Origin of the sequence: Halomonas sp. S3-1-1 (assembly GCF_023757625.1) — a bacterium.
In the GTDB taxonomy this organism is placed as follows: Bacteria; Pseudomonadota; Gammaproteobacteria; order Pseudomonadales; family Halomonadaceae; genus Vreelandella.
Genome location: NZ_JALGBZ010000003.1, coordinates 193,249 through 212,944, shown reverse-complemented (window position 1 = coordinate 212,944; position 19,696 = coordinate 193,249). Strand labels below are relative to the sequence as shown.

The window sequence follows — 19,696 nt, the reverse complement described above, 5'->3', positions numbered from 1 at the left end:
ATCGTTTGCGATGTATCCTTTTATTTTAGGTTACCGCACATGAAAGCTAACGATATCGTCATCGGCGCTATGTTTATCCTCCTTGGCCTCTTGACTGTTTTTCAGGCGCGCACTTTCCCATCCATGGCGGGCCAAATGGTCGGCCCCTCCACGTTTCCCACACTCATTGGAAGCGGTTTATCGGTAGGCGGCGCGGTACTGATCTTGAAACAGCTACTAGCCGGCGAGCGGGCGCCTTTAGTGATTGCCAACTCAGGATGGTTCAAGACTAAAAGAGTCTTGAGTTTTGCCCTTCTATTCGTTGGAAGCCTTGTTTTCGCTATATGGATCGAGGAGATCGGTTTCGTCATTGGTGGGGCCATACTCGCGATAGCGCTCTTGTGGCTGGAAAATTATCGCAAGCCGCTGATACTCGGTTTCGCAGCGCTGTTCGTGGTCGTGGTTTATTACCTGCTGTCACAACAGCTCAACGTTCCGCTGCCAACGGGACTATTTATTTAACGATTTTTCCAACGGCATTACTCAAGCACTGTTAGTCAAGAACTTGCCGTTCAAGCGTTTCATTCAAGAGTCTCAAACAATGATCGACAACATCGCAGGCGCACTCCCGCTGGTTTTCAATTACACGACGCTCGGCGTCATTTTAGCCTGTGCGTTGTTTGGACTCTTCGTCGGCGCAATTCCGGGGCTATCCGCGACCATGGCTACCGCTATTCTGGTACCGATCACCTTTTTCATGGATCCGGTTCCCGCCATAGCGGCCATCGTTACGACCGCAGCCATGGCGATTTTTGCCTCCGACATTCCTACTGCCTTGCTGCGCATACCGGGAACGGCTGCCTCAGCGGCCTACGTTAACGACATGAACGGTCTCGCCGTCAAAGGAAAGGTGGGGCATGCGCTAGGCATTTCGGTCTTCTGCGCGGCGTTCGGAGGCGTATTCGGATCGCTCGTGCTTATCTTCGCCGCGCCAAAGCTTGCGCTAGTCTCTCTGAACTTCACATCCACTGAATATTTTTGGCTGGCGCTTCTCGGTTTGACGGCGGCCGTCATGTTAGGCACCGGCTCCGTTCTGAAAAGCCTACTTTCATTAGGGCTCGGCCTATTGATTGCCACCGTTGGTCTTGATTCGACAGCGGGCTACCCTCGCTTCGTCTTCGGTATCGACGCCGTCATCTCCGGCGTCGCTTTCGTGCCCGCCTTGATCGGCATGTTCGCCATACCCGAAATTATTCGTACCCTCGTGCATAAGGAGTCGACCGAAAAAGCGCCTGCTCACGTCTCGGTGCGCTCACTGTTTTCGGGGTTGGGAAGTACTTTGTACAGATACAAGGGCAATGCGCTGCGTGGCTCGCTGATCGGTAATATCGTAGGCATTCTACCTGGCGCGGGTTCCGATATCGGTAGCTGGATCTCCTACGCCGTCTCCAAGAAGTTCTCTCGTCAGCCAGAAAAGTACGGTACAGGTCACGACGAAGGATTGGTGGATGCCTGCTCGGCCAATAACTCCGCGCTATCGGGCGCTTATGTACCTGCCATGGTGTTCGGCATTCCAGGGGATTCTATCACCGCGATAGTCATCGGCGTGCTTTACGCCAAAGGACTCAATCCGGGGCCGCTGGTGTTCATTACCAAAGGCGTCGAAGTCACCGCAGTGTTCATTACCTTTTTGGTGGCCAATCTATTGATCATTCCGCTTGGATTGATCGCTATCTTCGCCTCGAGACGTCTACTTCAGGTCGACAAAACGCTGCTGGCACCCTTCATTCTGATCTTTGCGATAGCAGGCTCTTACGCGATCGACAATACCTATACGGGTATCGTCATCATGCTGGTACTGGGTCTATTGGCTTACTTTATGGAAGAGAACGGTCTACCCATTGCGCCGGTCATTTTGGGGTTGGTTATGGGCCCCATGCTTGAAAGCAACTTGATTACGTCTCTCATCAAGAGTGACGGCAACATGCTCGATTTTTTCTCTCGTCCAATCGCCGCAACGCTGGGTGTCTTGACACTTTGTATATGGTTTGTACCTGTTATTTTAAGACTTGTTCGAAAAACTAGAAAAACCGACGATTGATAGGTCTTATAATGAAAAAAAAATCGCACATTGGCCCTGTTCAATCATTAACGGACATTGCAACTGAACGGCTTCGCACGGCCATCATCAATGGGGATTTCTTGCTGGGGGAAAAAATTCCCGAAGAGGTGCTCTCGTCAAAGCTCGGTGTTAGCAGAACGCCTATTCGAGATGCACTCGCTCGACTTCAAACCATCGGACTCGTGACTGTCAGACCAAAGCGCGGAAGCTTCGTTTTCGAACCCACCAGCACGGACGTCGTCGACATTTGCGATTTCCGCTTTATGGTCGAGTTACAGGCGGCAAAACGCAGCTTTTCTAATAGCCCTGTAAGGTTCATAAAGTCGCTACAGTTGATTGCTCAAAAAATGCAGGTATCGGTTAGCCGAAACAACGCTCTTGAATATTCCAATCTCGATAGCGACTATCATCAGATGTTTTTTGAATATTGTGACAATAAATACCTTCTCAATGCGTTCAACTTGATAAGCAACCGAATTTCAGCTTTAAGAGCTTCCATCACGTCACCTCAGCCTGCGCTTAGAGAAATCAGTTTCGAAGAGCACTTGGCCATGATCGACCATCTCAAAAAAAGTAATATCGAATGTTTTGAAAAGGTGTTGTACACGCACATCATGCGTACTCAAGACATTTACTTGAAGGCGCTGGAAGAGCGAAAAGCAAATGCATAAGTCGACTCCCCTTATTCGAGTAATAATACGGCTCAAGATCATTGATTAAGCTGCTTCCATAGCGCTTCAACTCAATGTTTCTGCCGCCGTAACGAATACCAGAAGTAGAAACACTTCAAAAAATATTCTTTATTTACGTTCCGCGAAGCTGTCCTGTGCCGCGCTTGGCGGACTACTGATTCGTTCGACGGCCGTTTCCAGGCGGCTGGTTTCCGACTGCAAGGAGCGTGTTGTCATGTATTCGTCCATCGCCACGGTGTGCCTGAGCGGCTCGCTCGAAGAGAAGGTCGACGCCATCGCCGAGGCCGGCTTCGAGGGCCTCGAACTCTTTGAGAACGACCTCACCGCCTTCACCGGCTCCCCCCGGGAGGCCGGCGAGCTGATCCGCTCGCGCGGGCTCAGGCTGGTCACGCTCCAGCCGTTTCGCGATTTCGAGGGCCTCGAGGGCCGCGCCCGGCAGCAGGCGTTCGATCGCGCCGAGCACAAGTTCGACCTGATGCAGGAGCTGGGCACCGATCTGTTGATGGCCTGCAGCACCACCCGTGCGGATTCACTGCCGGGGCTGAGCCGGGCCGCCGACGACTACCGTGAGCTTGGCGAGCGCGCCGCCAAACGCGACCTGCGCGTCGCCTTCGAGGCGCTGGCCTGGGGGCGCCATATCCATGACTACCGTGACAGTTGGGAAGTGGTGCGCCGCGCCGCCCACCCAAGCGTGGGGCTGGTGCTGGACACCTTCCATATCTTCTCGCGCCAGACCGAGCTTGGCACCATCGGGCGCATCCCGGGCGACCGGATCTTTCTCGTCCAGACCGCCGATGCGCCCAGGCTCTCCATGGATCATCTCTCCTGGAGTCGTCATTACCGCTGCTTCCCGGGCCAGGGCGAGCTTCAAATGGATGCGTTCATGGCCATGCTCGAGGAGACCCGCTACGACGGCCCGCTCTCCCACGAGATCTTCAACGACGTCTTTCGCATGGGTCACAGCAGTCAGACCGCCCGCGACGGGGTGCGCTCCTACCACCTGCTGCGCAGCATGCAGACCGACAGCGGCATACCCGCGCCGCAGCCGATCGCGTCGGTGGCCTTTCTGGAGATCGCCGTCGAGCCCGGGGATCTCGCCCCGCTGCGTGACGAACTCGGCGCGATGGGACTCGCCTGCGTGGGGCGCCACCATACCCTGGACGCCGAACGCTGGGCCGCGGGGGACGTGAACCTGGTCCTCAACACCGAGTCGAATTTCACCGGACGGGTCCCCGGGCGCGACGCCACCGCGATCACCGCCATCGGCCTGAAGGTGGATAACGCCTACGAGGCGTTCAAGCGGGCGGACAAGCTGGGCTATGACATCGTCGAGCCCGAGGACGTCGGCTCGAGCCATCGCATGAGCGCGCTGCGCAACGTCGATGGGAGCCTTTCCTACATCATTGACGACTCCCAGCTCAGCCGCACCTGGGATCGCGAATTCACCGTCGATGTCGCGCCGGTGCCGCAAAACGCGCTGGTCGATATCGACCACATCAGCGTGGCGCTCTCCTATCACGACTACCTGTCGCTGATGCTGCAGTACCGCGCCATCTTTGCGCTTGAGATCACGCCGTCGTTCGACGTAACCGACCCGCGCGGGCTCATCCAGAGCCAGGTGCTGCAGAACCACGACGGGCGTTTTCGGCTGGCGCTCAACGCCAGCGCCTCGCCGGATACCGCCAGCAACCGCTTCGTGCGCCAGTACGGCGGCTCCGGCATTCATCACGTCGCCCTGCGTACCCGCTCGATGCGCGAGACCGCGGCCACGCTGCGCGAGGCGAACACGCCGACCCTGCCGATTCCCGGCAACTACTACCGCGACCTGAACGCGCGTTTTGAACTGCCGGCGCAGACGCTTGCGTGGATGCAGGACCACGACGTGCTGTTCGACCAGGACAGCGGCGGCGATTTCCACCAGCTCTACGCCCAAACGCAGCGCAAGGCGTTCTTCTTCGAGCTGGTGCAGCGCGACGGCTATCAGGGACTCGGAGCGCCGAACGCCTTCGTGCGCGTGACCGCGCAACAGCGTCTGGACGCCGAGATCGACGCCATCGAGCCCCCGGACTCTATGGATGACACGAAAGGACATCACGCATGATCAAGCTTGGTCTGGTGGGCGAAGGCATCGCCCAGTCACACATTCGAGTAGCCCTATAATTGACTCGCTTTGCGAGGCGTTGCGATAGTATTGAATCAAACGACTCGTCATTGTGCGTGCTCTGTATTCACGCGCCGAAAAGGCCTCCATGCTCTCCATTCTCGCTATTACCACGCCCATTTTCCTGCTGATCGGTGCCGGCTATGTCGCAAGACGTAGCCGGCTGATGAGTGCCGAGCAGATGCAGGGCGTGAGTATTTTCGTGCTCTACCTGGCGCTGCCGGCGCTGGTGATACGCGCTTTCAATCAGCAGCCGCTGGGCGACATCCTTCAGCTCAACTACCTGGTGGCTTACGGGCTGGCGTCGGCGCTGGTGTTCGGTTTGGGGCTTCTGATTAGCTTGAGGCGCGAACGCGAGAACCTGGCGGCTGGGGCCATGCAGGCGCTTGGCATGGCGGCGGCCAACAGCGGCTTCATCGGCTACCCGGTGGCGGCGATGGTCATCGGCTCGCCGGCGGCGGTGCTGTTGGCGCTGAACATGATGGTCGAGAACCTGCTGATCATTCCCACCGCGCTCGTTCTAGCGGAAATGGCGAGCCAGCGCAGCGGGCGACTGGCCACGACGCTCAAGAAAACCGCGCTCAACTTGGTCAAAAATCCGGTACTGGTCGGGCTTGCGATCGCATTGAGCCTTGCAGGCTCCGGCCTTTTGCTGCCGGCGCCGCTGGCCAAGGCGGTCGACATGCTGGCTGAAGCAGCGGGGCCGGCGGCGCTATTCGTGATCGGGGGCGCGCTGTTCGGCTTGAGGCTCAAGGGGCAGACCCGACACGTCAGCCTGATCGTGATCGGCAAGCTGCTGATCCACCCGCTGGCGGTACTTGCGGCCTTTTTAGTGATACCCGGCATCGACCCGGTATACATCGTCGGCGCCGTTTTATTCGCCTCGGCGCCGATGATCAGCATTTATCCGCTGTTCGGCCAGCGCTATGGTGTGGGCGACATGAGCGCAGCGGCCATGCTGACCGCGACGGTGGCATCGTTTGTCACCCTGAGCCTGATCATCGCGCTGCTGCTGCATACCCCGTCGCTGGCGCTCTAAGAGGCGTCTTCGCTGTTGATAATGGCGTCGAGCGCGGCCCGATACCCGTACGTGCCGAGTCCGGCGATGACGCCGTCGGCGCGCAGCGACACATAGGAGTGGTGGCGAAAGCTTTCGCGCTTATGAACGTTGGAGATGTGCACCTCGAACACGGTGCCCTCAAACGCGTTGAGCGCATCGAGAATGGCAACGGAGGTGTGGGTGTAGGCCGCCGGGTTGATGATGATCGCGCGCGTTCCGTCCAGACGGGCAGCGTGAATCGCATCGATCAAGGCGCCTTCGTGGTTGCTTTGAAAGCAGACGACCTCCCAGCCGGCCAGCAGCGCCGCTTCGCGCAGCCGGTTGTTCACGTCGTCCAGGGTGTCGGCGCCGTAGATTTCGGGCTGGCGGGTGCCCAAAAGATTGAGGTTCGGCCCGTGTAGCACGGTGATTTTTTTCTGTTTCATCAAAAGGGCTCCTCATTAGTGAAGCAGGACGATACTGTCGGCGCGTGCAGCGTCCAGGACGAACGAATAATTGTTCGCTATTCGAACATCGTGTTAGATTCAGGGTTTCAACTGCGCGCCTATCGGTCAATGATTCATTATGAAAGACGCTTTACAGGAAGATACGCTCACGCCGGATAGCCGTGATTTCGTCTCCGCCCTCTCCAGCGGGCTGGACGTCATTCTCGCCTTCGACGACGCCCATTCGCGCATGACCTTGAGCGAGGTCGCCGCGCGTACCGGCATGAACCGGGCCAAGGCGCGCCGCTTTCTGCTCACGCTGCACGCGCTTGGCTACGTGCGAAAGCATCAGCGCTATTTCGAGCTGGCCCCGAAGGTGCTGCAGTTGGGCTATGCGTTTCTCTCGGCGAACAATTATCGTAGCGTCATCCAGCAGTTCCTGGAAGATATCACCGCGCAGACCGGCGAGTCCTCGTCGCTGGGTCAGCTCGACGGCGACGAGGTGATCTACGTGGCGCGCTCTGCCGCCCCGCATCGCCTCATGGCGATCACGCTTTCCGTGGGTACCCGCCTGCCCGCCGCCTATACCTCGATGGGCCACGTGCTGCTGGCGCAGCTATCCGAGCCGGCGCTGGAAGCATATCTCGAGCGTATCGAGCTTTCACGCCACACCGACAAGACCGTTGTGGATAAACACGCGCTCAAGCAGCGTATCGACTCCGTTCGTGAGCAGGGCTACGCCATCGCCGACCAGGAGCTGGATTCCGGGCTGCGCTCGCTGGCAGTGCCCGCCTTCAACGCCAGCGGTCAGCTGCTCGGCGCGATCAATATCAGCACCAACGCGGCGCGCATCGACATGCCGACGCTGCTCGAAGAGTACCTGCCGCTGTTGCAGCAAAAGGCCGCGCAGATACGCACCTCGATTGCGAGTTAAGCGCCGCCATGCCATCCGCATCTTTTCTGTTACGTTGTGCCGAGCTTGCACGCTTTGGCGATTAGACGAGCGCCAGCGCAAACGTCGCGCCCGTTCTACCTGGGCTTGCCGATGTGGGCCAATCAGGATTGGCAGGGCAGCCTCTATGCGCGCCACGCGAAAACCGAGCTGTTGAGCGACTACGCGGCGGTGTTTTCGACCGTTGAGGGCAACACCACGTTTTATAGCGGCGCGCCGAAGGCGGAGACCATCGCTTCCTGGGCGCGCCAGGCGCCGAGCGATTTTCGCTTCTGCCTGAAGCTTCCCGCCCGCGTCACCTACGAACAGCGCCTGACGCGGCTGGACGAGGCATGGCGCTTTCTCGAGGCCTTTACGCCGCTGCACGACCGACTGGGCCCGACCATGGTTCAGCTTCCGCGAGATTTTGGCCCCGAGGAGCTACCCCGATTGGAGGCGCTGCTCGCCGGGTGGCCGGCGCATTTGCCCTGCGCCGTCGAGGTGCGCCACCCCTTGTTTTTCCACAAGGGTGAGGCGGAAAAGGCACTCAACCAATTGTTGATAACTTTTGGTGCCAACCGTGTGATGCTGGATGTTCGCCCGGTGTTCTCCACCCCGCCCAACGGCCACGAGGGCTTGGCCCACGCGCAGCAGGAAAAGCCGAAACTCCCGCTACACGTGCTTTCCACGGGAAATGCGCCGGTCATTCGCTTCATTGGACATATTGACAAAGCGATCAATAGCCGCTACTTCGACCCCTGGATATCGCGAATCAACCTGTGGATAAATCAGGGGAAAACCCCTTTCTTGTTTGTGCATACCGCGGATAATCGCGCCTCGCCGCAGATGGCGCGACGGCTCTATAACGCCTTGAACGAACACGCTTCTCTGGCGCCTCTTGCGCCCTTTCCCGGCGAAACCCAGGCACCGCTTTTCTAGCATGGGTTGTTTCATGCTGTTTTGCTCATCAAACTGAGCCTCAGCGGCTGGCATGGCGCGCCGCGTTCCTATAAATTGCGCGTACTTTCGGTCTGCCCCTGGCAGGGCCGAGCTCGACGAAGCGCGCAAACGCATACTACAAACTGAACACCTGGGTGATGTATGGCAAAACTGGCACACGCACAGTGGTCCTCGAAGATGGGCTTCGTGTTGGCCGCCGCGGGGTCTGCGGTAGGTCTTGGGAATATCTGGCGCTTTTCGTATCTCACTGGAGAAAGCGGCGGCGCGGCGTTCGTACTGGTCTATCTGGCCTGCGTTGCGCTGGTGGGGCTTCCGATTCTGGTGGCGGAGTGGATGATCGGCCGGCGCGGTCAGAAAAATCCGATCAACACCATGGCGGAGCTTGCCAAGCGTCACGGCCGCTCGCGCGGCTGGGCCATGGTGGGAGTCAGCGGTGTACTGGCGGCGTTTTTGATCCTGTCGTTTTACAGCGTGATAGGCGGCTGGTCGCTCAACTACACGCTGAACTCGGTGACCGGCGCCTTCAGTGGTCAAAACGCGGAAACGAGCGAAGCGGCTTTTAATGCGCTACTGGGTAACCCAGGGTCGCTACTCATTTGGCACACGCTGTTCATGGTGCTGGTGGTGGGTATCGTAGCTCGCGGCGTGACCAAGGGGCTGGAAGCGGCAGCGCGCTTGCTGATGCCGGCGCTGGTCGTGCTGCTGCTGGTGCTGGTGGGCTACGGCGCGGTGAGCGGCGCCTTCGGCGAGGCGTTTGCGTTTATGTTCAGCCCGGACTGGAGTGCGCTCAACGGCAGCGTCATGCTGGCGGCCATGGGGCAGGCGTTTTTCACCCTGTCGCTCGGTATGGGCATCATGATGGCCTACGGCTCCTACCTGGGTGAAGACGTCAACCTGCTCGGCACCGCCCGTACAGTGATCATTCTGGACACCGCCATCGCGCTGTTGGCCGGGCTTGCCATCTTCCCGATCGTGTTCGCGACCGACCTGAACGCCTCCAGCGGCCCCGGTCTTATCTTCGTGACGCTGCCCATCGCCTTCGGCAACATCCTTGGCGGTAGCCTGCTGGGGTTGGGGTTCTTTTTGCTTTTGACCTTTGCTGCCCTCACTTCGGCGATTTCTCTGTTAGAGCCGGTGGTGGAAACACTCGAGGAGCGCACCGCCCTTGGCCGACTGGGCGCTACGCTTGCCAGCGCCGCGGCGGTCTGGCTGGTCGGCGTGGCCGCACTTTTATCGTTCAACGTATGGGACGGCGTGCTGCTGTTCGGGCTTAACATCTTCGATCTGCTCGACACCTTCACAGGCAAAATTCTGCTGCCGCTGACCGGGCTAGGGGCGATCGTGTTCTACTCGCTTTGCCTGGACAAGGAGGAGTCGCGTAGCGAACTCGGTATGGACGTGTACGACTACAGCCTGTGGAATCTGCTGACCAAATATGTCGCGCCCACTGGCGTGATCGTGGTCTTCGTGGCGGGCTTCATTTAAACCGCGGCGATGTTTTGACCAGCTCAGGGCCCTGCCAATGGCAGGGCCTTTTTTATGGCCGCGCGTTAACGCGGCGATGTTTCGATCGGCCGAGGCTCAATGGAGCGCGCTAGGCGGGAACTCCTCGTCGTCCGCCAGCGGGGCGATCGCGCGCGACAGCTTCTGTGATTCGCGATGCAGCTCGATGCCGCGTCGGGCGCGCAAGTTGCGCTGGGCGGCGCTTTGGCGGCGTTTGGTGTGTTCGTCGACTTCCATTCCCATGAATATATCGAGCAGCTCGTTTTTAAGCGACGTCAGTCGTTCGACGTTTTTCATCATCGATGCTCCCTTGGGTGAATAAGCACTTGTCCACCTGCATCCGTGACGGCGAAAGCAATGATGCAGTGCGGCACGACACTTATTACTATAACCTACTTGACAAAATGATGACGGCTCAGGAAGAAAGAGGCCAACGGCCTTTAAACGCTATCAATTAGCCTAATGAGCCGGGGCGCGCAGCGCACCGGGTTCAGGCATACTGTCGCAAACGCCAACGGCACCAGGCCGTGCCCTGACTATCAAGGAGCTCACCGTGAGTCGCGCCCTGTTCGATGAAATGAGACGCCGCATGGAGCACTTTCGCCGCTCCGAGCAAAAGGTCGCCCGGTTCGTGCTGCGAAACCCTGACGAAGTGATCCACATGCGCATCGTGGATCTCGCCACCGAAGCGGGCGTCAGCGAGCCTACGGTGGTGCGCTTTTGCCGGGCGCTGGGCTGCAACGGCTTTCAGGACTTCAAGCTTCAACTGGCGCAGATGCTCGCCTCGGGCAGCCAGTTCGCCCAGTTCTCGATGAACGATAGCGACTCGGTGGCGGAGTTCTCCCACAGCATTTTCGACTCCACCGTGGGAACGCTTCTGTCGGTGCGCGACCGGCTCGACAACGACGCGCTGGGTAAGGCAGTGAATGCACTCGCGATGGCCAACCGGGTGGAGTTCTACGGCTTCGGCGCTTCCGGGGCGGTGGCGTTCGATGCCCAGCACAAGTTCTTTCGTCTGCAGATCTCGACCTCGGCCTACGCCGATCCGCACATGCAGAACATGTCCGCGGTCACCTTGCAGGAAGGCGACGTAGTGGTGGCGATCTCGCAGACCGGGCGCACCCGGGCGCTGGTGGCGAGCGTACGCCTGGCGCGCGAGGCCGGCGCTACGGTGATCGGGCTCTGCCCGAGTGAGTCGCCGCTGGCAGACGAGGTAAGCCTGCCGCTTTACATCGACGTTCACGAGGACACCGAGATCTACACGCCCTTGAGCTCGCGCATCGCGCATCTGGTGCTGATCGACGTGCTGGCCGTCGGCGTTGCCAAAACCCGCGGGCCGAAGCTCGCCGAACAGTTGAAGGCGGTGAAGAAGAGCCTGAATACGCTGCGCTACCCGGAAGAGGGCTGAGCAAACTGCCCGCGCCACTGTATGGTCGTCCAGTGGCGGGGCTGTGCTAAACTAGCCGCCCATTTGCAAACCGGCAGCGGCGACCATGGATGACGTAACGGCGATTCTCGATCAGCTCAACCCTGCTCAGCGCGAGGCGGTCAGCGCCCCCCAGGGCAACCTTCTGGTGCTCGCCGGCGCGGGCTCGGGCAAGACCCGGGTGCTGGTGCATCGCATCGCCTGGCTGATGCAGGCCGAAGGCCTCTCGCCCTACGCGCTGCTCGCCGTGACGTTTACCAACAAGGCCGCGCGCGAGATGCGCACCCGCCTCGAGGCGCTCTTGGGCATCTCGATGCGCCACGTCTGGGTGGGCACCTTCCACTCCATCGCCCACCGACTTCTGCGCACCCACTGGCAGGATGCCAAGCTCCCCCAGAACTTCCAGATCATCGATTCCGACGACCAGCTGCGCTTGGTCAAGCGGCTATTGAAAGATTACAACGTCGACGACGAGCGCTTTCCGCCGCGCCAGGTGCAGGGCTTCATTTCCGGCTGCAAGGAAGAGGGGCTCCGACCGCATCAGGTCAACGTCGACGGCGACGGCTATCTCGGCCAGATGGTCGAGCTCTACGAGCGCTACCAGTTCACCTGCGAACGTGGTGGCCTGGTCGATTTCGGCGAGCTTCTGCTGCGAAGCCTGGAGCTTCTGCGCGACAATCCGGCGCTTTTGAACCACTACCGCGAGCGCTTCGGCCACGTGCTGGTCGACGAGTTTCAGGACACTAACACGCTGCAGTACGCCTGGCTCAAGCTTCTGACCGGCATGCAGACGCCGATGACTGCGGTGGGCGACGACGACCAGTCGATCTACGGCTGGCGCGGGGCGAAGATCGAGAACATCCGCCGCTTCGAGGACGAGTTTCCGCAAACCAAAACCGTGAGACTAGAGCAGAACTACCGCTCCACCAGCGCTATTCTCGACGCGGCCAACGCCTTGATCAGCCACAACAGCGAGCGCATGGGCAAGAATCTCTGGACCGACGGCGTCGAAGGCGAGCCGATCTCGGTCTACGCCGGCTTCAACGACCTGGAAGAGGCGCGCTACATCGTCGATACCATCAAGGAGCGCGTCGATGAAGGCGTGAACCGGCGCGACGTGGCGATTTTGTACCGCTCCAATGCCCAGTCGCGGCTGATCGAGGAGACGCTGATCCGCCAGGGCATGCCGTACCGCATCTACGGCGGCCACCGCTTCTACGAGCGCCTCGAGATCAAAAACGCCCTAGCGTACCTGCGCCTGCTGCTCAACCGCGACGACGACGCTTCGCTGGAGCGGGTGATCAACGTGCCCACCCGCGGCATCGGCACGCGCACCGTCGAAATCGTGCGCCACCGCGCGCGCCTTGAAAGCGTGTCGCTCTGGCAGGCGCTGCACGACGCCCTCGGTGACGGTACGCTGAAAGGTCGCGCGGGCAACGCGGTGCAAGCGTTCACCAACCTGATCGAGCAGCTCGACAACGACGCCGCGGGCCTCACCCTTCATGAGATCATCGATCATGTGATCGCCCATACCGGGCTCATCGAGCATCACAAGAGCGAGCGCGGCGAGAAAGGCCAGGCGCGGGTGGAAAACCTTGAGGAGCTGGTCACCGCGGCGCGGGCCTTCACCCAGGGCGACGCCTTCGAGACCCCGGAAGCCGGTGAAGGCATGACCGCGCTGGAAGCGTTTCTGTCCGAGGCCGCGCTCAACGCCGGCGACCACGAAGCCGAGGAGTTCGAGGATAGCGTCCAACTGATGACGCTGCACTCCGCCAAGGGTCTCGAGTTTCCGGTGGTGTTTATCGCCGGCGTCGAAGAGGGGCTTTTTCCGCACAAGATGTCCGTCGAAGAACCGGGGCGCCTGGAAGAAGAACGCAGGCTTTGCTATGTGGGCGTGACCCGCGCCATGCAGAAGCTCTACCTGACGCACGCCGAAACGCGGCGGCTGCACGGCAAGGAAGTGTTTCCGCGCCCGTCGCGCTTTTTGCGCGAGCTGCCGCCGCACCTATTGGAAGAGGTACGCCTGCGCGGCCACGTCTCGCGCCCGGTGACCGCGCAAGCGCGCCCCAGCTACGCCCAAACCTCCATCGAGTCCGAAGGCGAGCTTCCGGAGCTACACATCGGCCAGCGCGTTAGCCACCCGGTGTTCGGCGAAGGCATGATTCTCAACGCCGAAGGCCAGGGCGCGCGGGCGCGGGTGCAGGTGAGCTTCGAAGGCGAAGGCGACAAGTGGCTGGTGCTGGGCTTTGCCAAGCTCACCCCCCTTTAGGCTAACTTGCCCAATAAAAGCGGATTGGCGCATACTCGCTAATGATGCTTGCGCTTAGGTGCACTTATAAAAACGATTCATGTCGGAGTAACTCTTTCATGCAACGCCGCCAATTTATCAAGACCGCCGGCTTCGGGGCCGCCGGTGTCGCCGCCGCTCCCTTTGTGAGTACCGCCCAGGCTCAGGAAACCTATACCTGGGACATGGTCACCTCCTGGCCGAAGAACTTCCCGGCCCTCGGCACCGGCGCCAACGACTTCGCCCGCCGGGTGGAGGAGCTTTCCAACGGTCGCATGCGCATTCGCGTGCACGGCGCCGGCGAGCTGGTGCCGGCCCTCGAGGTGTTCGACGCGGTTTCCGCCGGTACCGCCGAAATGGGCCACTCCACGCCCTACTACTGGCGCGGCAAGGTCGCGGCGTCGCAGTTTTTCACCGCCGTGCCGTTTGGCATGACCACCACCGAAATGAATGCCTGGATCTACCACGGCGGCGGCCAGGAGCTGTGGGACGAGGTGTATGCCAACCATAACCTCAAGCCCTTCGCCGTGGGCAACACCGGCCCGCAGATGGCCGGCTGGTTCAAAAAAGAGATCAACTCGCTCGACGACATGCAGGGCCTGCGCCTGCGCCTGCCAGGTCTTGCCGGTGAAGCGATGAATGCCATCGGCGTGAGCACCGTGACCCTGCCGGGCTCGGAAATCTTCACATCACTGCAAACCGGCGTGCTCGACGCCGCGGACTGGGTCGGCCCCTACAACGACCTGGCCTTCGGCCTGCACCAGGTGGCGGACTACTACTACACCACGGTGTGGAACGAGCCCTGCGCGCTGGTCGAGAGCTTCATCAACCTGGACGCCTGGAACGAGCTGCCGGAAGATCTGCAGGCGGTCATTCGCGAAGCGGCGCGGGCATCGAATCTGGCCATGTTCACCGAGTTCGCCTTCCACAACGCCCAAGCGCTGGAAACGCTGGTCGACGAGCACGGCGTCGAGCTTCGCACCTTCCCGGACGACGTCATGCAGGCGCTTTATGAGGCCACCCGCGAGGTGATTCAGACTCAGACCGAAAACGACGAACAGTCGCGCCGCGTCTACGAGTCCTACTCCGCGTTCCAGCAGCTGATGCGCCCATTCAGCGACATCGGCGAGTACGCCTACTTCAAGGGCCGCGACAGCATCGGCGCGTAGCGCGAGAAGTTATTTTCTCTATCGATGATGCAAGCGAAAGGGCGCCCCAGGCGCCCTTTCATCGTTTTTGCCGCCAGAAGTAGCCGCACCGTTAAGCGTGCGAGTCGCCGTGTACCGCGCGAATGCGGCCGTTGTCATCGAGGGCGACGACTACGAAGCGCGCCTCGGTCACTTTCTGGCGCTCTTCGAGGGTACGCCCCTGGGGCGGACGCACCCACACCTCGACGTCGATCTTGATCGAGCTGTGGCCGATCTCCTTGACCTGGGTGTAAACGCTGACGGTGGCGCCCACTCGCACCGGGCTCAAAAAATCCATCGATTCGATCGCCACCGTCGCGGTGCGCCCGCCGGCCTCTCGCCCGGCGGCAAGCTCCGCGGCCTGGTCCATTTGATTGACCAGCCAGCCGCCGGGGATATCGCCATAAAGATTGGTATCCTGGCGCGACGCCAGTAGCTTCAACGTGAGCTGCCCAAGCGGGGCGGGCACGTCGTCCAGATCGTGTTCAAGGGGTGTCATAGTCGGGTCGCTTCGAGGGCTTGTTGTTGTCGAATGTCGCGTGACATATCGTGGTGACGTATGTTTGTAACAGGAAAGGGTAACGATGATGTGTTACTCAACGGCGTCAGTTAATCACAAGAGGTGGTGCGTTTGAAGAGTCCCAGGAGCAGGCCCGCCAGGATCGTCGCGGCGCTTCTTATGGGCGGGCTTTTGTGGCTCGCCACGCCCGCTGTCTGGGCGGCGCCGATCACCGGCACCCTGGGCGCGACCGGCTCGGACACCATGGCGAGCCTGGTGCTGCGCTGGGGGGAGGCGCTGGCCGCGCGCCATCCGGGCATCACCATGCAGCTACAGGCCGGCGGCTCCTCCATTGCCGCGGCGGCGCTGGTGGCGGGTACCACGCGCCTAGCGCCGATGTCGCGCCCGCTGAGCCGCGCCGAGCGCGAACGCTTCGAGCACCGCTACGGTTACCCGCCCCGGGAGCTTCGTGTCGCCCGGGACGCGCTGGTGGTGGTGGTGCATCGCCACAATCCGCTGCGCGCGATCACGCGGCAAACCCTGGACGCCCTTTTCTCCAGTACGCTGGCCTGCGGCGGCGAGGCGCCGATTCGCCGCTGGGACGACCTCCCCCCGCCGCTCGACTGGCCCTTTGGTCACGTGGCGCTGCACGGGCGCAACCAGGCCTCCGGCACGTTCGATCTGTTTCGCCAGCGCGCGCTGTGTGGCGGGCGCTTTCGCGCAGACATCAGCGAATACCCTGGCTCCTCGGCGGTCATCGCCGCCGTGGGCAGCGCGCCGAATGCCATGGGCTACAGCGGCTATCATCACCTGACACCGATGGTTCGCGCGCTGGCCCTGATCAACGCCGAAGGCGAGGCCATCGACCCGACCCCGGAGACGATTCAAAGCGGCGAGTATCCGCTGGCGCGCAATTTATACCTGTACGTAAACGCGGCGCCGGGCACGCCGCTGCCGCCCGCCGAGCGCGCCTTCATCGAACTGATCCTGTCCGATGAGGGCCAGCAGATCGTGCGCGCGGCGGGGTTCGTGCCCTTGGCGGACGAAGCGCTCGAGGTGTCACAAAACTGACATGAAAATGACCTACGCTAGTCAATGGCGGATGCCTCGTTGGCATACCGATACCCTCTTGCTCCCTTTTATGATGTCGTTATGACGCCACCTTCCCCGGCCCCCTCGTCGCTTCGAACGCTCAAGGATCGAATCGCCACCGGCTTGATCACCGCAGCGGGTATCGGCGTGCTGCTAGCGATTCTTGCCATCGGCGTGTTTCTGGTGTGGGAGACGCTGCCGCTTCTGACCCATTTCGACACGCTTTCGCTGGAGAAGCTTTCGCCCCTGGCTTGGGGTACGCTCAAGGCGGCCATCGCCGCGCTGGTACTGGCGGTGCCGGTGGCGCTGGGCGCGGCGATTTTTTCTGCGCTGTTCATGACCGACCGGCTGCGCGCGCGCATCAAACCGAGTCTCGAGCTGATGGAAGCGGTGCCCGGCGTGGTAATCGGGTTCGTCGCCGGGCTGGTGCTGGCGCCCTGGGTCGAGCGTCATCTCGCAAGCACCCTTGCGCTGTTACTGTGGCTGCCGCTGTCGGCGGGTCTTGCGGGCATTCTATGGCACCTGGCGCCGAAGGCGCTGCGCCGGGCGCTGTCGCTTGAAAGCGCGGGGCTTTGGCTGCTGCCCTGGATTGCCGCCACGGCGGCGCTGGTGCTTTGGGCGGCGCCGATTTTGGAGCAGCAGTGGCTGGGTAGCGACCTGGCCACGTTTCTGGATCGGCGCTTTGGCATCGACTACACCACTCGCAACACGCTGATCGTCGGGCTGGCGATGGGCTTTGCGATCATCCCGAGCGTCTATTCGCTGGCCGAGGACGCGCTTTACGATATTCCCAAACCGCTGATGGAAGGCGCCCAAGCGCTCGGCGCCAGCCGCTGGCAGGCGCTTTGGAAAGTGGCGCTGCCAATGGCCGGGCCGGGCATTTTCTCGGCGGTAATGATCGGCGCCGGACGCGCCGTGGGCGAGACCATGATCGTGCTGATGGCGAGCAGCAACGCCGCGCTGATGAGCGCCAGCCCCTTCGAGGGTCTACGCTCGTTTTCCGCGGCGATCGCCATCGAGCTTCCCGAGGCGCCGCCGGACAGTCAGACCTATCACCTCTTGATCCTCGCGGCGCTGGTACTGTTTCTCTTCACCTTTTTGGTCAACACCCTGGCCGAGGTCGTCCGCCAGCGCCTGCGCCGCCGCTATCAGCGGCTGGGAGGCGCCTGATGTCGCGCACGTCTCACCGCCGCCGGTGGCCCGGCGACGCGCTCTGGGCCTGGCTCTGCGCCGGGTGCGTGGCGCTGTCGCTGTTCATGCTGGCCACGCTACTGACGCTTTTAACCGTCAAGGGGCTTGGCCACTTCTGGCCGGCAACGCTCGAGGAGCTGACGCTGCGCTCCGGCGAGCAAATGATCGGCCAGCCGCTGCGCGAGGCGCCGATGCCCACCGGCAGCGCCACCGAGCGGCTCTACTTCACCGGCAATCGGGAACTGACCGGCGCCGACTGGCGCTGGGTCGGCGTTGACGAGATCGTAAGCGCGGCGACCCCGGCAGACGTGATTCGCCTGGAGCGCAGCCCCTGGGGGGACTTCATCGGGCGATTGATCGCGCTGGAGCTCGACGGCGAGCGCCTCACCGGCGACTCGGCTTTTGATCGCATTAGCCAGCTGCTTGCGTTGCCACCTTCCGAGCGCTCGGGCGAGCTGGTGCTGCTTTCACCCAGCGGGCGCGGGCTCGTTCAGCCGCTTTCCGGGGTGAACACGTTCGTGGCGCCGAATGCACTCTCGATAGGGGAAAAAACCGCGATTTGGGGCCAGGGCGTGTGGCGCTTTCTCAGCGAAGGCCCGCGGGCGGCGAATACCGGCGGCGGCGTGTGGCCGGCGATTTTCGGCACGCTGTTGATGGTGATACTGATGTCGGTGATCGTGACCCCCTTTGGCGTGCTGGCGGCGGTTTATCTCAACGAGATCGCCCACCAGAACCGCTTGACCCGGCTAGTGCGCATCGGCGTGCGCAACCTCGCCGGCGTCCCCTCGATCGTTTACGGCGTGTTTGGCTTGGGGGTGTTCGTTTATGGGGTGGGCGGCTCGCTCGATCAGTGGTTTTTCGACGACGCCCTGCCCTCGCCTACCTTCGGTACCGGCGGGCTTTTATGGGCGTCGCTGACGCTGGCGCTTCTGACCCTGCCGGTGGTGATCGTGGCGACCGAAGAGGGGCTCGCGCGCATTCCCGACGCCCAGCGCGAAGGCGCCGTGGCGCTGGGCGCCACGCGCCTGGAGATGCTCACGCGCATCGTGCTGCCCATGGCGACCCCGGCCATGCTGACCGGCGTGATCCTCGCGGTGGCCCGCGCCGCCGGCGAGGTGGCGCCGCTGATGCTGGTAGGCGTGGCCAAGCTCGCCCCGCAAATGCCGCTGGACGCGGAGTTTCCCTACCTGCACCTCGAGCGCAAGTTCATGCACCTTGGCTATCATCTATTTGATAGCGCCTTTCACGGCGACGACGTCGAGGCAGCGATCCCGCTGGTCTACGCCACGGCGCTGTTGCTGGTGCTGATCGTGCTGGTGCTTAACCTAACTGCCATATTCCTGCGTCATTATTTACGCCGACAGCGAGGAGAGTCATGAACGCGCCCCTGAATGCCGCGCCGCCGGTGGTCACCTTTCCCGCCGAGCAGCGCTGCCTGAACGTCGAAGCGTTTAGCCTGGCCTACGGCCACAAGCCGGCGCTCAAGGCGCTCACCCTTGAGGTGCCGCGCCACCGGGTGACCGCGTTCATCGGGCCGTCGGGCTGTGGCAAGTCGTCGCTTTTGCGCGCGTTCAACCGGCTACACGATCTCAACGAAAACGCGGTGCACCAGGGCCGTATTCAGCTTGAAGGCGACGACATTCACGCGCCGAATCTCAATGTCAGCGAGCTTCGCCGCCGGGTCGGCATGGTGTTTCAAAGCCCCAACCCTTTCCCGATGTCGATCTACGAGAACGTGGCGTTCGGCCTGCGCTTGGAGCGGCGCCTGCCCAAACGCCAGCGCGACGACATCATCGAATGGGCGCTGAGCGCCGCCGCGCTGTGGGACGAAGTAAAGGATCAATTGCACCGCTCGGCGTGGCAGCTCTCTGGCGGCCAGCAGCAGCGGCTGGTGATCGCGCGCACGCTGGCGGTCAAGCCGGAGGTGCTGCTGCTCGACGAGCCGGCCTCGGCGCTGGACCCGATCTCCACGCTCAAGATCGAGGAGCTGATACGCAATCTCAAAAACGAGCTAACGCTGATTTTGGTGACCCACAACATGCAGCAGGCCGCGCGGGTATCCGACTACACCGCCTTTCTACACAGCGGCGAGCTCGTCGAGTACGGCCCGACCGATCAGGTTTTCACCAACCCCCAACGACCGCGTACCGAAAACTACATTACCGGCCGGGTCATTTGACC

The 19,696-nt window shown here is 61.5% G+C and carries 18 protein-coding genes; 15 read left to right on the top strand and 3 right to left on the bottom strand.

The window, feature by feature from the left end:
* Positions 1–39: 39 nt before the first annotated feature.
* The 5 genes from MQW23_RS10345 to MQW23_RS10325 all read left to right on the top strand — a co-directional run bounded on the left by MQW23_RS10345 (position 40) and on the right by MQW23_RS10325 (position 5,993).
* Positions 40–501: a tripartite tricarboxylate transporter TctB family protein gene (locus tag MQW23_RS10345; protein ID WP_252108014.1), complete on the top strand. Its 462-nt coding sequence runs from the start codon at positions 40–42 to the stop codon at positions 499–501.
* 79 nt (positions 502–580) lie between these two features.
* Positions 581–2,080: a tripartite tricarboxylate transporter permease gene (locus MQW23_RS10340; protein ID WP_252108013.1), complete on the top strand. Its 1,500-nt coding sequence runs from the start codon at positions 581–583 to the stop codon at positions 2,078–2,080.
* Positions 2,081–2,091: 11 nt separating this feature from the next.
* On the top strand, positions 2,092–2,772 hold the full coding sequence (locus MQW23_RS10335; RefSeq protein WP_252108012.1) for a GntR family transcriptional regulator: 681 nt from the start codon (positions 2,092–2,094) through the stop codon (positions 2,770–2,772).
* A 235-nt stretch (positions 2,773–3,007) separates the two neighbouring features.
* On the top strand, positions 3,008–4,894 hold the full coding sequence (locus MQW23_RS10330) for a bifunctional sugar phosphate isomerase/epimerase/4-hydroxyphenylpyruvate dioxygenase family protein (protein WP_252108011.1): 1,887 nt from the start codon (positions 3,008–3,010) through the stop codon (positions 4,892–4,894).
* A gap of 148 nt (positions 4,895–5,042) precedes the next feature.
* Complete coding sequence (locus tag MQW23_RS10325; protein WP_252108010.1) at positions 5,043–5,993, top strand: AEC family transporter; 951 nt, start codon at positions 5,043–5,045, stop codon at positions 5,991–5,993.
* Here the strand turns inward: MQW23_RS10325 and aroQ are convergent.
* Positions 5,990–6,439 (bottom strand): type II 3-dehydroquinate dehydratase, encoded by a 450-nt coding sequence (gene aroQ / locus MQW23_RS10320; RefSeq protein ID WP_252108009.1) that lies wholly within the window; start codon positions 6,437–6,439, stop codon positions 5,990–5,992. The genes MQW23_RS10325 and aroQ overlap by 4 nt on opposite strands.
* 139 nt (positions 6,440–6,578) lie before the next feature.
* On the opposite strand from aroQ, the gene MQW23_RS10315 reads away from it, so the two are divergent.
* From MQW23_RS10315 to MQW23_RS10305, 3 genes are all read left to right on the top strand, one after another.
* The gene (locus tag MQW23_RS10315; RefSeq protein ID WP_252108008.1) at positions 6,579–7,373 is read left to right on the top strand and encodes an IclR family transcriptional regulator domain-containing protein; all 795 of its coding nucleotides are present in this window, start codon (positions 6,579–6,581) and stop codon (positions 7,371–7,373) included.
* Positions 7,374–7,427: 54 nt separating this feature from the next.
* Complete coding sequence (locus tag MQW23_RS10310) at positions 7,428–8,309, top strand: DUF72 domain-containing protein (protein ID WP_502800954.1); 882 nt, start codon at positions 7,428–7,430, stop codon at positions 8,307–8,309.
* Positions 8,310–8,471: 162 nt separating this feature from the next.
* Positions 8,472–9,815, top strand: coding sequence for a sodium-dependent transporter (locus MQW23_RS10305; RefSeq protein ID WP_252108007.1), 1,344 nt, complete (start codon positions 8,472–8,474; stop codon positions 9,813–9,815).
* Positions 9,816–9,911: 96 nt separating this feature from the next.
* Here the strand turns inward: MQW23_RS10305 and MQW23_RS10300 are convergent, their stop codons facing one another.
* On the bottom strand, positions 9,912–10,130 hold the full coding sequence (locus MQW23_RS10300) for a PA3496 family putative envelope integrity protein (RefSeq protein ID WP_252108006.1): 219 nt from the start codon (positions 10,128–10,130) through the stop codon (positions 9,912–9,914).
* 256 nt (positions 10,131–10,386) lie between these two features.
* Here MQW23_RS10300 and hexR point away from each other — a divergent pair, with 256 nt between their 5' ends.
* From hexR to MQW23_RS10285, 3 genes are all read left to right on the top strand, one after another.
* Positions 10,387–11,241 carry a transcriptional regulator HexR gene (gene hexR / locus MQW23_RS10295; RefSeq protein ID WP_252108005.1) on the top strand — a complete coding sequence of 285 codons (855 nt, stop codon included), beginning with the start codon at positions 10,387–10,389 and terminating at the stop codon, positions 11,239–11,241.
* An 85-nt stretch (positions 11,242–11,326) separates the two neighbouring features.
* Positions 11,327–13,528: a DNA helicase II gene (gene uvrD / locus MQW23_RS10290; protein ID WP_252108004.1), complete on the top strand. Its 2,202-nt coding sequence runs from the start codon at positions 11,327–11,329 to the stop codon at positions 13,526–13,528.
* A gap of 98 nt (positions 13,529–13,626) precedes the next feature.
* Complete coding sequence (locus MQW23_RS10285; RefSeq protein WP_252108003.1) at positions 13,627–14,715, top strand: TRAP transporter substrate-binding protein; 1,089 nt, start codon at positions 13,627–13,629, stop codon at positions 14,713–14,715.
* 91 nt (positions 14,716–14,806) lie between these two features.
* On the opposite strand, the gene MQW23_RS10280 is transcribed toward MQW23_RS10285, so the two are convergent.
* Positions 14,807–15,232, bottom strand: coding sequence for an acyl-CoA thioesterase (locus MQW23_RS10280; protein ID WP_252108002.1), 426 nt, complete (start codon positions 15,230–15,232; stop codon positions 14,807–14,809).
* A gap of 180 nt (positions 15,233–15,412) precedes the next feature.
* Here MQW23_RS10280 and MQW23_RS10275 point away from each other — a divergent pair, with 180 nt between their 5' ends.
* The 4 genes from MQW23_RS10275 to pstB all read left to right on the top strand — a co-directional run bounded on the left by MQW23_RS10275 (position 15,413) and on the right by pstB (position 19,694).
* A complete protein-coding gene (locus tag MQW23_RS10275) occupies positions 15,413–16,303 on the top strand; it encodes a PstS family phosphate ABC transporter substrate-binding protein (RefSeq protein ID WP_252108474.1) in 891 nt (296 codons plus the stop codon).
* 81 nt (positions 16,304–16,384) lie between these two features.
* Complete coding sequence (locus tag MQW23_RS10270; protein ID WP_252108001.1) at positions 16,385–17,494, top strand: ABC transporter permease subunit; 1,110 nt, start codon at positions 16,385–16,387, stop codon at positions 17,492–17,494.
* On the top strand, positions 17,494–18,894 hold the full coding sequence (gene pstA, locus MQW23_RS10265) for a phosphate ABC transporter permease PstA (RefSeq protein WP_252108000.1): 1,401 nt from the start codon (positions 17,494–17,496) through the stop codon (positions 18,892–18,894). Before MQW23_RS10270 ends, pstA begins: the two co-directional genes overlap by 1 nt.
* Positions 18,891–19,694 (top strand): phosphate ABC transporter ATP-binding protein PstB, encoded by an 804-nt coding sequence (gene pstB, locus MQW23_RS10260; RefSeq protein ID WP_252107999.1) that lies wholly within the window; start codon positions 18,891–18,893, stop codon positions 19,692–19,694. The genes pstA and pstB overlap by 4 nt, the downstream gene beginning before the upstream one ends.
* Positions 19,695–19,696: the final 2 nt, after the last annotated feature.

Coding starts and splice junctions, on each gene's coding strand:
- MQW23_RS10345 (WP_252108014.1), top strand. CDS start 40: ATGAAAGCTAACGATATCGTCATCGGCGCTATGTTTATCCTCCTTGGC.
- MQW23_RS10340 (WP_252108013.1), top strand. CDS start 581: ATGATCGACAACATCGCAGGCGCACTCCCGCTGGTTTTCAATTACACG.
- MQW23_RS10335 (WP_252108012.1), top strand. CDS start 2,092: ATGAAAAAAAAATCGCACATTGGCCCTGTTCAATCATTAACGGACATT.
- MQW23_RS10330 (WP_252108011.1), top strand. CDS start 3,008: ATGTATTCGTCCATCGCCACGGTGTGCCTGAGCGGCTCGCTCGAAGAG.
- MQW23_RS10325 (WP_252108010.1), top strand. CDS start 5,043: ATGCTCTCCATTCTCGCTATTACCACGCCCATTTTCCTGCTGATCGGT.
- aroQ (WP_252108009.1), bottom strand. CDS start 6,439: ATGAAACAGAAAAAAATCACCGTGCTACACGGGCCGAACCTCAATCTT.
- MQW23_RS10315 (WP_252108008.1), top strand. CDS start 6,579: ATGAAAGACGCTTTACAGGAAGATACGCTCACGCCGGATAGCCGTGAT.
- MQW23_RS10305 (WP_252108007.1), top strand. CDS start 8,472: ATGGCAAAACTGGCACACGCACAGTGGTCCTCGAAGATGGGCTTCGTG.
- MQW23_RS10300 (WP_252108006.1), bottom strand. CDS start 10,130: ATGAAAAACGTCGAACGACTGACGTCGCTTAAAAACGAGCTGCTCGAT.
- uvrD (WP_252108004.1), top strand. CDS start 11,327: ATGGATGACGTAACGGCGATTCTCGATCAGCTCAACCCTGCTCAGCGC.
- MQW23_RS10285 (WP_252108003.1), top strand. CDS start 13,627: ATGCAACGCCGCCAATTTATCAAGACCGCCGGCTTCGGGGCCGCCGGT.
- MQW23_RS10280 (WP_252108002.1), bottom strand. CDS start 15,232: ATGACACCCCTTGAACACGATCTGGACGACGTGCCCGCCCCGCTTGGG.
- MQW23_RS10275 (WP_252108474.1), top strand. CDS start 15,413: ATGGGCGGGCTTTTGTGGCTCGCCACGCCCGCTGTCTGGGCGGCGCCG.
- MQW23_RS10270 (WP_252108001.1), top strand. CDS start 16,385: ATGACGCCACCTTCCCCGGCCCCCTCGTCGCTTCGAACGCTCAAGGAT.
- pstA (WP_252108000.1), top strand. CDS start 17,494: ATGTCGCGCACGTCTCACCGCCGCCGGTGGCCCGGCGACGCGCTCTGG.
- pstB (WP_252107999.1), top strand. CDS start 18,891: ATGAACGCGCCCCTGAATGCCGCGCCGCCGGTGGTCACCTTTCCCGCC.